At 59.4% G+C, this 14,683-nt stretch carries 11 protein-coding genes and 1 pseudogene; 5 read left to right on the top strand and 7 right to left on the bottom strand.

What is annotated here, in order from left to right; genetic code table 11:
- The first annotated feature begins 24 nt into the window (after nt 1-24).
- Nucleotides 25-2,970 (top strand): HD domain-containing phosphohydrolase, encoded by a 2,946-nt coding sequence (locus FFS64_RS19670; protein ID WP_137806784.1) that lies wholly within the window; start codon nt 25-27, stop codon nt 2,968-2,970.
- Nucleotides 2,971-2,977: 7 nt separating this feature from the next.
- Here the strand turns inward: FFS64_RS19670 and FFS64_RS19665 are convergent, their stop codons facing one another.
- Nucleotides 2,978-3,460 carry a GAF domain-containing protein gene (locus tag FFS64_RS19665; protein ID WP_137806783.1) on the bottom strand — a complete coding sequence of 161 codons (483 nt, stop codon included), beginning with the start codon at nt 3,458-3,460 and terminating at the stop codon, nt 2,978-2,980.
- Complete coding sequence (locus FFS64_RS19660; RefSeq protein ID WP_137806782.1) at nt 3,457-4,347, bottom strand: ATP-binding protein; 891 nt, start codon at nt 4,345-4,347, stop codon at nt 3,457-3,459. The genes FFS64_RS19665 and FFS64_RS19660 overlap by 4 nt, the downstream gene beginning before the upstream one ends.
- A gap of 125 nt (nt 4,348-4,472) precedes the next feature.
- Here FFS64_RS19660 and FFS64_RS19655 point away from each other — a divergent pair, with 125 nt between their 5' ends.
- Complete coding sequence (locus FFS64_RS19655) at nt 4,473-6,836, top strand: response regulator (protein WP_137806781.1); 2,364 nt, start codon at nt 4,473-4,475, stop codon at nt 6,834-6,836.
- On the opposite strand, the gene FFS64_RS19650 is transcribed toward FFS64_RS19655, so the two are convergent.
- The 3 genes from FFS64_RS19650 to msrB form a co-directional block, all read right to left on the bottom strand.
- Nucleotides 6,820-7,281, bottom strand: coding sequence for a MarR family winged helix-turn-helix transcriptional regulator (locus FFS64_RS19650; protein ID WP_137806780.1), 462 nt, complete (start codon nt 7,279-7,281; stop codon nt 6,820-6,822). The genes FFS64_RS19655 and FFS64_RS19650 overlap by 17 nt on opposite strands.
- A complete protein-coding gene (locus FFS64_RS19645; RefSeq protein ID WP_137806779.1) occupies nt 7,278-7,763 on the bottom strand; it encodes a glutathione peroxidase in 486 nt (161 codons plus the stop codon). The genes FFS64_RS19650 and FFS64_RS19645 overlap by 4 nt, the downstream gene beginning before the upstream one ends.
- A gap of 195 nt (nt 7,764-7,958) precedes the next feature.
- Nucleotides 7,959-8,354, bottom strand: coding sequence for a peptide-methionine (R)-S-oxide reductase MsrB (gene msrB / locus FFS64_RS19640; RefSeq protein WP_095196767.1), 396 nt, complete (start codon nt 8,352-8,354; stop codon nt 7,959-7,961).
- A 226-nt stretch (nt 8,355-8,580) separates the two neighbouring features.
- Here msrB and FFS64_RS19635 point away from each other — a divergent pair, with 226 nt between their 5' ends.
- Nucleotides 8,581-9,792, top strand: a complete 1,212-nt coding sequence (locus FFS64_RS19635) for a pyridoxal phosphate-dependent aminotransferase (RefSeq protein WP_007983502.1) — start codon at nt 8,581-8,583, stop codon at nt 9,790-9,792.
- 317 nt (nt 9,793-10,109) lie between these two features.
- Entirely contained in the window at nt 10,110-11,000 is an 891-nt protein-coding gene (htpX, locus tag FFS64_RS19630; RefSeq protein ID WP_077044600.1) for a protease HtpX, read from the top strand.
- Nucleotides 11,001-11,114: 114 nt separating this feature from the next.
- Here htpX and FFS64_RS19625 read toward each other — a convergent pair whose 3' ends face one another.
- Nucleotides 11,115-11,771, bottom strand: coding sequence for a thiopurine S-methyltransferase (locus FFS64_RS19625; protein WP_137806778.1), 657 nt, complete (start codon nt 11,769-11,771; stop codon nt 11,115-11,117).
- Between the two features lie 103 nt (nt 11,772-11,874).
- Here FFS64_RS19625 and FFS64_RS19620 point away from each other — a divergent pair, with 103 nt between their 5' ends.
- On the top strand, nt 11,875-12,642 hold the full coding sequence (locus tag FFS64_RS19620) for a class III extradiol ring-cleavage dioxygenase (protein WP_137806777.1): 768 nt from the start codon (nt 11,875-11,877) through the stop codon (nt 12,640-12,642).
- Between the two features lie 165 nt (nt 12,643-12,807).
- On the opposite strand, the pseudogene FFS64_RS19615 reads toward FFS64_RS19620, so the two are convergent.
- Nucleotides 12,808-14,515: pseudogene (locus FFS64_RS19615) on the bottom strand (DEAD/DEAH box helicase).
- Nucleotides 14,516-14,683: the final 168 nt, after the last annotated feature.

Below are 14,683 nucleotides of genomic sequence, written 5' to 3'. Positions count from 1 at the left end.
GTTAACCATCACGGAGGGACCTGCATGCCCAGCCCACTGCGTCCGGATCAACGGCGGTTTCCCCTGCACGTTCATATCAGCGTGATGTTTACCTTCCTGCTGTTGCTGACCGGGGTGGTATTGGGCATTTTCAATTATCGGCAAACCACACAAATCATTCTGTCCAGCAGCGAGAAGCTCTTCAATCGCATAGAGCAGGATGTCCGCCTCGATCTGAAAGCGACCTACGAACCGATTCGTCACCTGTTAAGCCTGCAGATCCTCAACCCCGCTGTTCACGCGCCGGACCTTGAGCAACGCCTGGCGCTGCTCAAACCCTTCAGCCAGTCGCTCACCGACAACCCTGATCTGGCGTCGCTGTACCTGGGCTACGGCAATGGTGACTTCTTCATGGTTCGCCCACTGCGGACCGTCGATGTAAAAAACCTGCTCAAAGCCCCCGAGAGTGCGGTTTATCAAGTGTGGAGCATTGAGCGAAACGGCAGCGGCCAGATGCACTCGCAATCTTTGTTTTTTGATCGGAACCTGGCCTTTATCAGCCGCCAGGACAACCCCGACGACACCTACGATCCGCGTAGCCGTATCTGGTTTACCGGCGCCAGCCGCGACAACGATCAGATCACCACCGAACCCTATGTCTTTTTCTCCACCCACAATGTCGGCACCACCCTGGCACGGCACGGTGGCGAACAGGTCGTGATAGGCGCGGACCTGACCCTGGCCGAACTCAGTGCCACCCTGGCCAAACACGTGGTAACGCCCGCCACCGAGATCGTGCTGTTCGATGCCCAAGGCAATGCCGTCGCCTACCCCGACGCCAGCCGGCTGATCATCGACGATCAGACCGCCCATCTGATCAAGGCCGCCGACCTGAGCCCCAGCCTGGAGGCACTGCTCAATAACCCTCTTGAAGGCAATCGCCTGAATGCCGGCGGTCGTCAATGGATCGTGGCCCGCAGCAGCATGCAGGAAGGTGGCCCCACGGGACTGCAATTGGCCTTGCTGGTGCCGGAAGATGAGTTGCTTGTCGATGCCTACCGCATGCGCTGGCAAGGCGCACTGATTACCCTGGCAACGCTGCTGTTGTGCATACCGCTGGGTTGGTTGACCTCGCGAATGCTGGTCAAGCCCCTGCGCGCACTGGTGCAGGAAGCGGATGCGATTCGCAGTTTCGATTTCAATTTTCCGCTGTCCCGTCGTTCTCCGGTGCTTGAAGTCGATCAACTGAGCGTGTCGATGGCGCGTATGAAAGACACCCTGGCGAGCTTCTTCCAGATCACAGACAGTCTGAGTGCCGAAACCCGATTCGCCCCGTTGCTGCAACGGGTGCTGTTTGAAACCGTGAAAATCGGCCAGGCCCAGGCCGGTCTGATCTACCTGCGCGAAGGCGACGGCGATCGCATGGAACCCCACGGCCTGGTCATAAACGATACCGCGCAGGCCCTGTCGTCATTCGACATTCGGGCCCACTCGATTCAAGACCCGCAGAGCCCCGCCTGGCTGCAGCAGTTGTCGAGCGCTGACAATGTCGTCAGCAATCTCGGTTTCGAGCAGGCGGGGGATTTGCAGAAAGTGCTGCTCGCACTGGAATGCCCGCGGGTTCATCTGATCGGTATCCGCTTGCACAATCGCCATAACGACACCGTGGGCCTGCTGGTGTTTCTGCTGGCTGACAGCGGCAACCAGAGTGACCTGGAAAAACTTCGCCCGGACCGCATTGCGTTTTTGCAGGCCGTGTCCGGTGCGGCCGCGGTGAGCATCGAAAGCCAGCGCTTGCAAGACCGGCAAAAACAACTGCTGGACGCGTTCATCAAGCTGTTGGCCGGTGCCATTGATGCCAAGAGTCCCTACACCGGCGGGCATTGTCAGCGTGTGCCCGCCCTGACGCTGATGCTCGCCCAAGCCGCTGCTGCCAGCAAGGATCCGGCCTTCGGCAGTTATCAACCCTCCGATGATGAATGGGAGGCGCTGCACGTCGCCGCCTGGCTGCACGACTGCGGCAAGATCACCACACCGGAATACGTCGTTGATAAAGCCACGAAACTGGAAACCCTCAACGACCGCATCCACGAAATCCGCACCCGTTTCGAAGTACTCAAGCGCGATGCCTGGGTCAGCTACTGGCAAGCGGTCGCCCAAGGTGGCGATGAGCAAGACCTGGCGCAGCGACGTGATGTCACTTTATTGGAGCTGGATGATGATTTTGCTTTCGTTGCCCGCTGCAATCTCGGTGGCGAGACCATGGCCGAAAGCGATCTGCAACGCCTGCGCAGCGTCGGCCAACGCACCTGGACGCGGACCCTGGATGACCGGCTGGGTGTTTCCTGGGAAGAGAGCCGGCGTCAGGCCCGTACCCCGGAAGCGACACTGCCGGTCACCGAATCGCTGCTGGCGGACAAGCCCGAGCACCTGTTCGAACGCGCCGAGGCCGAACTGATCGCGCCCGATAATCCCTGGGGTTTCAAACTCGATGTACCTCGCTACAAGTACAACCGCGGCGAACTCTACAACCTGAGCATCGGTCGCGGCACCCTGACGAGCGAGGAGCGCTACATCATCAATCACCACATCGTGCAGACGATCCTGATGCTCAACCATCTACCGTTTCCCGGCCATTTGCGCAACGTTGCGGAAATCGCCGGTGGCCACCACGAAAAAATGGATGGCACCGGTTATCCCAAACGTTTGAAACGTGAAGAGATGAGCCTGCCGGCGCGAATGATGGCGATTGCCGATATTTTCGAAGCGCTGACCGCTGCCGATCGTCCCTACAAGAAAGCCAAGTCGTTGAGCGAAGCACTGGGCATCATGGCCACCATGTGCCGGGATGCCCACATCGACCCGGAGTTGTTCAGGCTATTCATCAAGGCGCACATCTATCTGCGGTACGCCGAACGCTTCCTCGATCCACAGCAGATCGATGCGGTAGATCCGTCGGGCCTGCTGATCAAGGCTGGCCTGACGGCATGATCTTGAATCAACAGTCGGTCAGGCGCAGGAAAATCGCCGCCAGTTGCTCGATACCGGCCTGATCCTGCACGGTGAACCGCGCCAGTTTCGGACTGTCGAGGTCCAGCACGCCGATCAGGCGACCGTCCTTGACCAACGGCACCACCAGTTCGCTGTTCGACGCACTGTCACAGGCGATATGCCCGGGGAACGCGTGCACGTCTTCGACCAATTGCGTTTGCAAGGTCGCCGCTGCGGTCCCGCACACACCTCGACCGAACGGAATCCGCACACAGGCGATTTGCCCCTGAAACGGACCCAGCACCAGTTCTTCGTTGCGATTGAGGTAGAAACCGGCCCAGTTCAGGTCATCGAGCTGATTGAACAGGAATGCGGAAAACTGCGCGGCGTTGGCGATGAAATCGCGCTCGTCCGCCAACAGTGACTCAAGCTGCGCGTGCAGCATGCCGTAGCCTTCGAGGCCCTGGCCGCTCTTTTGTAAATCGATCATGCCTTGTGCTCCAACAGTTTCAGCCCGACCCAATAGCGGGCAAATTGATACGCGCAACGTCCGTTTCGATTGCCACGCCCCGTGGCCCAGCGCACCGCAAGGATGTCCAGCTCTTCGGTGCGTTGCCATTCGAGGCCGGCCTTGTCGGCCAGTTGGCCGATCCAGTGTTCGACGACGTTGAGAAAGTGTTCCTGGGTAAATGGATAGAACGACAGCCACAAGCCGAAGCGATCCGACAGGGCGATCTTGTCCTCCACCGCCTCGCTGGGGTGCAATTCGCCATCGACCCTTTTCCAATTTTCGTTATCGCTTTCCTTTTCCGGCACCAGGTGGCGACGGTTGGAGGTGGCGTACAGCAACACGTTATCCGGTGCCTGTTCGAGGGAACCGTCGAGTACACTTTTGAGTACGCGATAATCGCCTTCACCCGACTCGAACGACAGGTCATCGCAGAACAACACAAAACGCTGGGGCAGTCTGGCAATCTGCTCGACCACCCGCGGCAAGTCCGCCAGGTGATCGCGCTCGATTTCGATCAGGCGCAGGCCGGCGTTGGCGTGCTCGGCGAGCAAGGCGCGGACCAGCGAGGATTTACCGGTGCCGCGCGAGCCCCAGAGCAAGGCATGGTTGGCCGGCATGCCATCGAGAAACTGTTGGGTATTGCGTCCCAGTTGTTCCACTTGCCGGTCGACGCCGATCAGGTCGGACAGACGCATGTCGAGACTGACCTGCAGCGGCAGCAGAAAACCGCTGCGCCCTTCACGCTGCCAACGTGCAGCCAGGCAGGTTGTCCAGTCGATGGCTTGCCGAGGGGTGGGCAGTAGCGGTTCGATACGGGCCAGAACGGCATCGGCGCGTTCAAGAAAAGCATTCAATCGGGAATCCACGTCTTCTCCTCGGGCACGTTCACAGTAATGATGGCGATACAGCGACAAAACACAGCGTTTGATGACCGGGCCAGGCCCCCGGTACAAGGGCTCGCGAGAATATCGGCATCCGTGCATGATCGGCTATGCTTGAGCAGCGAAGGGAAACGGAAGTGATCCAGCACCCCATGGATATCAAGTTCACCAACCGGCTGTCTTACAAGCAAGCCCGGCTAACCGTGCTGGTCGGTTTTATTCTCGGCACGCTGCTCAGCCTGCTGCAAATAGGCATCGATTATGCCAGTGAAGACGCCTCCATCAACCGTGAAATCCTGTCTTTGCTGGAAATCAGCCACAACCCTGCCTCACGCATCGCCTATAACATCGACGCCGAGCTCGCGCAGGAACTGACCCTGGGCCTGCTGCGTTCACCGGCGATCATCGGTGCGAAACTGACCGACAACAACGGCAACGTGCTGGCCAACGTCAAGCGCCCCGGCCAGCAAAGCGGCTATCGCGTACTCAGCGACCTGCTGTTCGGCGCCGACAGGCAGTTCGAAGACCGCCTCTATCTGGACCATTTGCCAAGCGAATCCCTCGGCACGCTGCAACTGGACGTCGACACTTACTCATTCGGCTACCGGTTCCTGCGTCGCGCCGAAGTGACCCTGCTCAACGGCTTTGCCCGCAGCCTGATCCTGACCGGCCTGCTGCTGGCGCTGTTCTATGTGATGCTGACCAAACCCTTGGTGCGGGTTATTCGCGAGCTCAGTGGCCGCGACTCGCGCAACGCTGAACCGACCGCTCTGGAATGTCCGGCCGGACACGCCAACGATGAAATCGGTGTGCTGGTGAAGGTCGCCAACCAGCAATTTGAAAATGTCGCCACCGAAATCCAGCAGCGACGCAATGCAGAAAACCGCCTGACCGACTACCTCAGCCAACTGGAAAACATCGTCTCGGCGCGCACTGCCGAACTCAAGGCGATCAACGCCCGCCTCAGTCAATCCAATCAGGAGCTGGAGGTCGCTCGCAGCACCGCCCTGGACATGGCCGAAGCGCGCTCGGTGTTCCTGGCCAACATGAGTCATGAAATTCGCACGCCGCTCAATGGCCTGCTGGGAATGATTGCGTTGTCCCTGGACGGTCCGCTGAACGCAGAGCAACAGCAACAGCTGGCCATTGCCCATGACTCGGGCAAGGTGCTGGTGGAGTTGCTCAACGATATTCTCGATCTGTCGAAATTCGATGCCGGCCAGCTCGAACTCGAACACATCCCGTTCGACCTGGGCTCACTGATCGAAGACACCGCCAACCTGCTGTCGCAGAACGCGGCGCCCAGTGTCGAGCTGACCTGCCTGATCGATCCGCAGTTTCCGGCACTGGTGCTCGGCGATCCGACCCGGGTCCGGCAGATCGTCAGCAACCTACTGTCCAACGCGCTCAAGTTCACTCGTTTCGGGCGGGTCGATGTGCGCCTGTCGACATTCGGAGATGGCGTCAGAATCGAGGTCTGCGACACGGGCATCGGTATCCCCCAGGACGCCCAGGTCAAGATCTTCCAGCCCTTCACCCAGGCCGGCGCCGGGATTACCCGGCAGTTCGGTGGTACCGGGCTGGGCCTGGCCCTGACCTACAACCTTTGCGAAGCCATGCAAGGCCGCCTGACCATCAGTTCGGAAGCGGGTTTCGGCAGCCAATTCTGCGCGGAACTGCCACTGCCCCGCCACACCCGCTCCCTGGTCCCTCCGTCCTTGAAGGGCAAGGTCATCGCCATCACCGCCGCCAGCAGCGGCCTGGCGGAACTGCTAGGCAACGTGTTGCCCGCTTGGGGGCTGGACTATCAGCAGCGCGCCATCGACGACTCGTTGATCGGCCTGCATCCCGATATACTGATTACCGACTGCCCTGAATGCCTGTTCAACCTGCGCCCCACCTTCACCGCGCCGATTCTACTGGTGACCGCCTACGGCAGCTTCATGCCCAGCGAACAAGCCAGCGCCCTCGCCCCCTTGCAGCAGCAGGCACGCCCCTTGGCACGCAATGCGCTGCACCAGACCCTTCGCCGCGTCCTGCAACCGGAAATCGCCACCATCGATGACATCCGGATCGATACCCAATCGCCGCAACGCCGCGCCAGGGTGCTGTTGGTCGAGGACAACCCGGTCAATCAACTGGTGGCCAAGGGCATGCTCGGCAAACTGGGATGCGAGGTAACCGTCGCCGCCCATGGTGTCGAGGCACTGGATCAGCTGGAAGAGAGCGAATTCGATTTGGTGTTGATGGACTGCAACATGCCCGTGATGGACGGCTATGAAGCCAGTCGGCAAATCCGCCGCAGCGGACGCTGGCCGCAATTGCCCATAGTCGCCCTCACCGCCAACGCCATGTCCGAAGAACGCGAACGTTGCCGTGCGGCGGGTATGAGCGACTACCTGGCCAAACCCTTTCGCCGGGAAGAACTCGCCGCGCTGCTGGACGTCTGGATTCCCGTTACGACAGTGTCTTGATTTGCCCCAACAGGTGATCCAGTCCGTCGCGCAGCTCATTCAGGCGATCCAGATCCACCCCGCTGTCACACAGCAGTCGTGCCTTCAACGGCCCGACCTGATCGCGCAACGCCTGGCCTGTTGGCGACAGGCTCAAGTGCACCTCCCGCTCATCCCGGGCCGAACGCCGACGCTGAACCAGTTGCAGTTGCTCAAGTCGCTTGAGCAAAGGTGTCAGCGTGCCGGAATCCAGCGCCAGGCGCTCGCCCAGTGCCTTGACGGTCGGCTGCTCCGGCGCTGACGCCTGCCATTCCCACAACACCAGCATCGCCAAATACTGCGGGTAGGTCAGGCCCAGTTGATCGAGCATCGGCTTGTAGGCCCGGATCACCGCCCGGGAAGCGGCGTACAGTTTGAAGCAGAGCTGGCTGTCGAGGTTCAGGGAATCGACGGACAACGTGTTCATTTGAGCAGGGCTTCGATCTCGCGGCTCAGATCCTGCGGCTTGGTCGCCGGGGCGAAACGCTTGACCAGCTGACCGTCCTTGCCGATCAGGAATTTGGTGAAATTCCACTTGATGCCCTGGGAGCCGAGTACGCCCGGTGCACGTTTTTTCAGTTGCACGAACAGTGGATGGGCACCCGCGCCGTTGACCTCGATCTTTTTGAACAGCGGGAAACTGACGCCGTAGTTCAACTCGCAGAACTCGCTGATCGCCCCTTCATTACCCGGCTCCTGCTTGCCGAATTGATTGCAGGGAAAGCCCAGCACCACCAAGCCTTGATCCTTGTAGGTCTGCCACAGCTCTTCGAGACCTTTGTATTGAGGGGTGAAACCGCATTTGCTGGCGGTGTTGACCACTAATACGGCTTTGCCGGCGAAATCCGCCAGGGTCTTTTGCTCGCCCTTGATGGTGGTGCACGGGATGCTTAGCAGCTTGTCGCTCATGGTGAAGGCTCCGAATTCGGGGATATACACCAAACATAGCGAGCAATTGAATTGTGTGCAATTTATATTATCGAACGCCACCTCAGTGTAGGAGCGAGCTCGCTCGCGATGGTCGTCAACGATAACGCGGGGAGCCTGGTGCCCCGCGTTGGTCTCTATTCCATCGCGAGCAAGCTCGCTCCTACAAAGGGCGTGTTATCCGCGCGGTACCAGGTCCAGGCACACCGAGTTGATGCAATAACGCAGGCCGGTGGGCGGCGGGCCATCCGGGAACACATGACCCAGGTGCGCATCGCATTTGGCGCAGACCACTTCGGTGCGGATCATGCCGTGGCTGACGTCACGGATTTCAGTCATGGCGCTGTCGCCAATGGGCGCATAGAAGCTCGGCCAGCCGCAGCCGGAATCAAATTTGGTCTTGGAATCGAACAGCGGCTCGTTACAGCAGATGCAGTGGTAGATGCCGTCGACCTTGCTGTCGTTGTATTTGCCGGAGAACGGGCGTTCGGTGCCCTTGAGCCGGCACACGTTGTATTGCTCGGGGTCGAGCATGGCTTTCCATTCTTCCAGGGTTTTTTCCAACTTTTCCATCATCACACCTCGGCGGCTGAAAAAGCCCGATCTGTACCTTTTCCACGGATCAGGCGGCACGTATGATTGCGCCTCGTCAAACGCCAGTCTGGCAGCCAGACCACGCGCATTCAAACGGATTTATGAGTGCTGCCTCTCAAGGCGTCAGGCCTGTGTGATTACGCAGGATTCCCAGTACGGTTGTTCATACGCCGCCTGGATCGTTCATTTTCGGGAACACATCGCCATGCAGGTCAGCAAATCGAACAAGCTCGCCAACGTCTGCTACGACATTCGCGGCCCGGTGCTCAAGCACGCCAAACGCCTGGAAGAGGAAGGCCATCGCATCCTCAAGCTGAACATCGGCAACCCTGCGCCCTTTGGTTTCGAAGCACCGGACGAAATCCTCCAGGATGTCATCCGCAACCTGCCGACCGCCCAGGGTTACAGCGACTCCAAGGGTCTGTTCAGCGCGCGCAAGGCCGTCATGCAGTACTACCAGCAAAAGCAGGTGGAAGGTGTTGGCATTGAAGACATCTACCTGGGCAACGGCGTTTCCGAGCTGATCGTGATGTCGATGCAGGCCCTGCTCAACAACGGCGACGAAGTACTGGTGCCGGCGCCGGACTACCCGTTGTGGACTGCGGCCGTGAGCCTGTCGGGTGGTAACCCGGTGCACTACCTGTGCGACGAGCAGGCCAACTGGTGGCCGGATCTGGCTGACATCAAGGCCAAGATCACCCCGAACACCAAGGCACTGGTGATCATCAACCCGAACAACCCGACCGGCGCGGTGTACTCGAAAGAAGTCCTGCTGGGCATGCTGGAACTGGCTCGCCAGCACAACCTGGTGGTGTTTTCCGACGAGATCTACGACAAGATCCTGTACGACGATGCCGTGCACATCTGCACCGCCTCCCTGGCGCCGGACCTGCTGTGCCTGACCTTCAACGGTCTGTCCAAGTCCTATCGCGTCGCCGGCTTCCGTTCCGGCTGGATCGCCATTTCCGGTCCGAAGCACCACGCCCAGAGCTACATCGAAGGCATCGACATGCTGGCCAACATGCGCCTGTGTGCCAACGTGCCGAGCCAGCACGCGATCCAGACCGCGCTGGGTGGCTATCAGAGCATCAACGATCTGGTGCTGCCGCCAGGGCGCCTGCTGGAACAGCGCAACCGCACCTGGGAGCTTCTCAACGACATTCCGGGTGTCAGCTGCGTCAAGCCGATGGGTGCGCTCTATGCGTTCCCGCGCATCGACCCGAAGGTCTGCCCGATCCACAACGACGAGAAATTCGTCCTCGACCTGTTGCTCTCCGAAAAGCTGCTGGTGGTGCAAGGCACGGCCTTCAACTGGCCATGGCCGGACCACTTCCGCGTCGTGACCCTGCCACGGGTCGATGACCTGGACATGGCCATCGGCCGCATAGGCAACTTTCTCAAATCCTATCGCCAGTAAGCGGCCTGTCGCCGTGCGACGCTCACACTCGTCGCACGGTGATTCATTCAGCAACATATGTTTGTACGTTGCGGACTCTCGCAGCCTCAGCCCCCGCCCCACCACACAGAAGCGTTTCTCGCCTAGTAACGGCGGGGTCTGCAACACCCATGGGTCCTACAAACACTTCCCTGTTCAATATCAGAAATGCCCTGCAAGCAGCTAAGCTATTGCCGTAGGACACAGTTTGAAATAGTCACCCGGTTGAATACCCCGGTGCAGCACCTTATATACCCCGCAGTACGCTACATCTTTAGCATAAGGAGATTTCTACAACCATGATGCGCATCCTGCTGTTTTTGGCCACTAACCTGGCGGTCGTGCTGATTGCCAGCATCACCCTGAGCCTTTTCGGCTTCAACGGGTTCATGGCGGCCAACGGGGTTGATCTCAACCTCAATCAGCTGCTGATTTTCTGTGCGGTCTTTGGTTTCGCCGGTTCCCTGTTCTCGCTGTTCATCTCCAAGTGGATGGCGAAGATGAGTACCAGCACCCAGATCATTACCCAGCCACGTACTCGTCACGAGCAATGGCTGCTGCAAACCGTCGAGCAACTGTCCCGTGAAGCCGGGATCAAGATGCCCGAAGTCGGGATTTTCCCGGCCTACGAGGCGAACGCCTTCGCCACCGGCTGGAACAAGAACGACGCACTGGTCGCGGTCAGCCAGGGCTTGCTCGAGCGTTTCTCGCCGGATGAAGTGAAAGCCGTTCTGGCCCACGAAATCGGTCACGTGGCCAATGGCGACATGGTGACCCTGGCGTTGATCCAGGGCGTGGTGAACACCTTCGTGATGTTCTTCGCACGGATCATCGGCAACTTTGTCGACAAGGTCATCTTCAAGAACGAAGAAGGCCAGGGTATCGCCTACTACGTGGCGACCATCTTCGCAGAATTGGTCCTGGGCATCCTGGCCAGCGCCATCGTGATGTGGTTCTCGCGCAAACGGGAATTCCGTGCCGACGAAGCCGGTGCAAACCTGGCCGGTACCGCCGCGATGATCGGCGCCCTGCAACGCCTGCGTGCGGAACAAGGTCTGCCTGTGCACATGCCTGACACCCTGAATGCCTTCGGCATCAACGGTGGCCTCAAACAGGGCTTCGCCCGCATGTTCATGAGCCACCCGCCGCTGGAAGAGCGTATTGACGCGCTGGCCCGTCGTCGGGGCTGAGTAATACCGAGGTAAACAAGAAGGCCCGCAGAGATGCGGGCCTTTTTTTGTCTGTTGATTGTCGGGGTGATCACTCTGGCCTGCTCGCGAAGGGGCCGGAATAATCAACAAAAACTACCGGCTGGAAACCCTATAAACCCGCTCTTCAAGCCGCGTGACACCGGCCTCCAGAAACTTCCCGCTCTCGCTCAGCACATCCTGATCCTCCAGAACTTTCAATGCCCACGAAGCCCCGAACAACCGCTGTACTTCATCATCAAGCACGGCGAACGGCGGGCCGGACATTTGATCCTGATCGTAGTCCAGCGTAATCAACAGCCCCTGAGAACCCTTGGGCAGAATCCGATTCAAATGCACCGCATATTCCTCACGCATCGCCGGTGGCAACGCAATCAACGCAGCGCGATCATAAAGCGCGGAGCAATCAGCGACATCGCCAGGCGTCAACGCAAAAAAATCCCCACACCACAGCTCGATGGAACCGGCCCGATAGACATTGAAAGGTCCTTGCTCACTGACAGCCGGATCCAGTTGATGCTCACTGAAGAAATCCTCAACGGCCTTTTCCGACAACTCGACACCCAGCACCTCATGCCCGCAGTGCGCCAGCCATAACAGATCCAGGCTCTTACCGCACAACGGCACCAGCACCCGCGCACTGTCTTCCAGGTCCAGCTGTGGCCAGAACCGTTGCAGATAAGGGTTTACCTGCGGCAGGTGAAAGCCGATCTGATTCGACGCCCACTTCTTGTGCCAAAACTCCGGCTGCATAAATAACCCCAAAAATTCGATCAAAACACCCTAAAACTTATATTAGATTTAGATCAATGATCTGACTGAAGATGGGGCCATCTTAACTCTCAGGAGCTCATTCATGTTCCCCAGCCTCTACATATCCCATGGCTCTCCCATGCTTGCCCTGGAACCTGGCGCCAGCGGACCCGCCCTCGCTCGCCTGGCGGCGGACATGCCCAAGCCCAAAGCCATTGTGATTGTTTCTGCGCATTGGGAAAGTCATGAACTCCTGGTCAGCGCCAACCCCCGGCCTGAAACCTGGCACGACTTCGGTGGTTTCCCGAGGGCGCTGTTCGAAGTGCAATACCCGGCCCCCGGCGATCCCCGGCTGGCGGCGGAGGTTGTCGAACTGTTGAACGCAGCCGAGCTTCCCGCGCACATCGACAGACAGCGGCCGTTCGACCATGGCGTTTGGGTGCCCTTGTCATTGATGTATCCGCAGGCCGATATTCCGATTGTCCAGGTCTCCCTGCCCTCCCGTGGCGGGCCTGCCCTGCAAACCCGCGTCGGCCATGCCCTGGCCAGCCTGCGCGAACATGGCGTGCTGTTGATCGGCTCCGGCAGCATTACCCACAACCTGCGGGAACTGGACTGGCATGCCGGCCCCGAGAATGTCGAACCCTGGGCGCAGGTATTTCGCGACTGGATGATCGAGAAACTTGAGGCCAATGACGAAGCGGCTTTGCATGATTATCGTCAACAGGCACCCAACGCCGTGCGCAACCATCCCAGCGATGAGCATCTGCTGCCACTGTACTTTGCCCGCAGCGCCGGGGGAGATTTCAGCGTTGCCCACAAAGGCTTCACCATGGGTGCACTGGGAATGGATATTTACCGCTTCGGCTGAGCGGAAATCGAGTCGCGTCCTTCGCGAGCAGGCTCGCTCCCACAATGGATGCGTGTCACTCACAAATCCCCTGCTCGCGAAGGGCACACCGCCGATTGAGAGGCAAAAAAAATCCCCGAACCAGTCGGGGATTTTTCATGTTCGATCAATCAGCCCGAAAGCGGATCAATCTTCGCGATAGCGACGCAGCTTCAACTGCTTACCGGCAACGCGAGTGTCCTTCAGTTTGGTCAGCAGACGCTCCAGACCATCCTCCGGCAGCTCGACGAGGCTGAAACTGTCACGCACCTGGATGCGACCGATAGCCTCACGAGCCAGACCACCTTCATTGAGGATGGCGCCCAGCAGGTTCTTGGCGGCGATACCGTCACGCGCGCCCAGCGCGGTACGGCAACGGGCACGACCTTCGGCCAGCGGCATCGGAGCACGACGCTCGCGGTCGCCACGCTCAGGACGGTCACCGGAACGCTCTGGACGATCGCCACGCGGTGCGTTGTTCGGCACCAGTGGACGCTCTTTCTCGATAGCGGCCAGGTTCAGCGCTTGACCGTTGGTAGCCTTGCGCAGCAGGGCTGCGGCCAGGGCACGCGGGCTGCAACCGATATCGGCGGTCAGGCGATCGAGCAGATCACCGTGAGTCGATTCGGCGTCAGCCACCAGCGGCGACAGGCTGTTGGTCAGTTTCTTGATGCGTGCATCCAGAACGGCTTGAGCGTCCGGCAGACGAACTTCAGCAACCTTCTGACCGGTTACACGCTCGATCACTTGCAGCATGCGGCGCTCGCGTGGAGTCACCAGCAGCAGTGCACGACCTTCGCGACCGGCACGGCCGGTACGGCCGATACGGTGAACATAGGATTCCGGGTCGTATGGCATATCAACGTTGAACACGTGAGTGATGCGCGGTACGTCCAGACCACGAGCAGCAACGTCGGTCGCCACAACGATGTCCAGACGGCCATCCTTGAGGGAGTCGATCACGCGCTCACGCTGGTTCTGGGCAATGTCACCGTTCAGCGCAGCGGCTTTGTAGCCTTTGGCTTCCAGGGCGCTGGCCAGGTCCAGGGTCGCTTGCTTGGTACGCACGAACATGATCAGCGCGTCGAAATCTTCCACTTCCAGCAAGCTGAGAACGGCAGACGTCTTCTGGTCAGCGTGAACCAACAGGTGAGCCTGTTCGATCGCGGTAACGGTCTGGGTCTTGCTCTGGATCTTCACGTGCTTCGGATCGCGCAGGTGGCGCTCGGCGATGGCACGGATCGACTGCGGCAAGGTAGCCGAGAACAATACGGTCTGACGGGTTTCAGGCATGGCCTTGAAGATGACTTCCAGGTCGTCCATGAAGCCCAGTTTCAGCATTTCGTCTGCTTCGTCGAGAACCAGGTGGTTCACGGTCGCCAGAACTTTTTCGTCGCGACGCAGGTGGTCGCACAGACGGCCCGGAGTGGCGACAACGATCTGTGCGCCATTACGGATTGCTTTCAGTTGTGGGCCCATCGGCGCGCCGCCGTAGACAGCCACAACAGTTACGCCCGGCATTTGTTTGGCGTAGGTTTCGAAAGCAGTTGCAACTTGCAGCGCCAACTCACGAGTTGGGGCCAGGATCAGAGCTTGCGGCTCGCGCTTGGACGGATCAATGCGGTGCAGGATAGGCAGGGCAAAGGCAGCGGTTTTACCGGTACCGGTTTGCGCCTGACCAATCATATCGTGACCGGCGAGAATGATCGGGATCGACTGCTGCTGAATGGCCGAAGGCTCTTCATAGCCGGTAGCGACTACTGCAGCGACAATATTGGGATGAAGTTCAAGAGCGGCGAAGCCGCCGATTTCCTGGGTCATGGGTCTGCCTCTAAGTGCATCCGCAAAGACCCATGCTCCAAAGCTGCGCATGCCGTGTTGAGACTCAAGAGTCGCCCTGGCAGCTTTGTCGGCGGGGATTTGCGAAAACGAATGAATGAAAAGAATCGTCAAGGAAGAGTCCGCAGTACGGACGTGCAGCCGAAGCTGACTTCGGGGAATTGCTCTACCTAAACGCGGCCCG

The organism is Pseudomonas sp. G(2018), assembly GCF_005502415.1.
Lineage (GTDB): Bacteria > Pseudomonadota > Gammaproteobacteria > Pseudomonadales > Pseudomonadaceae > Aquipseudomonas.
The sequence above is the reverse complement of the archived record's forward strand: the minus strand, read 5'-3'. Positions and strand labels throughout refer to the sequence as shown.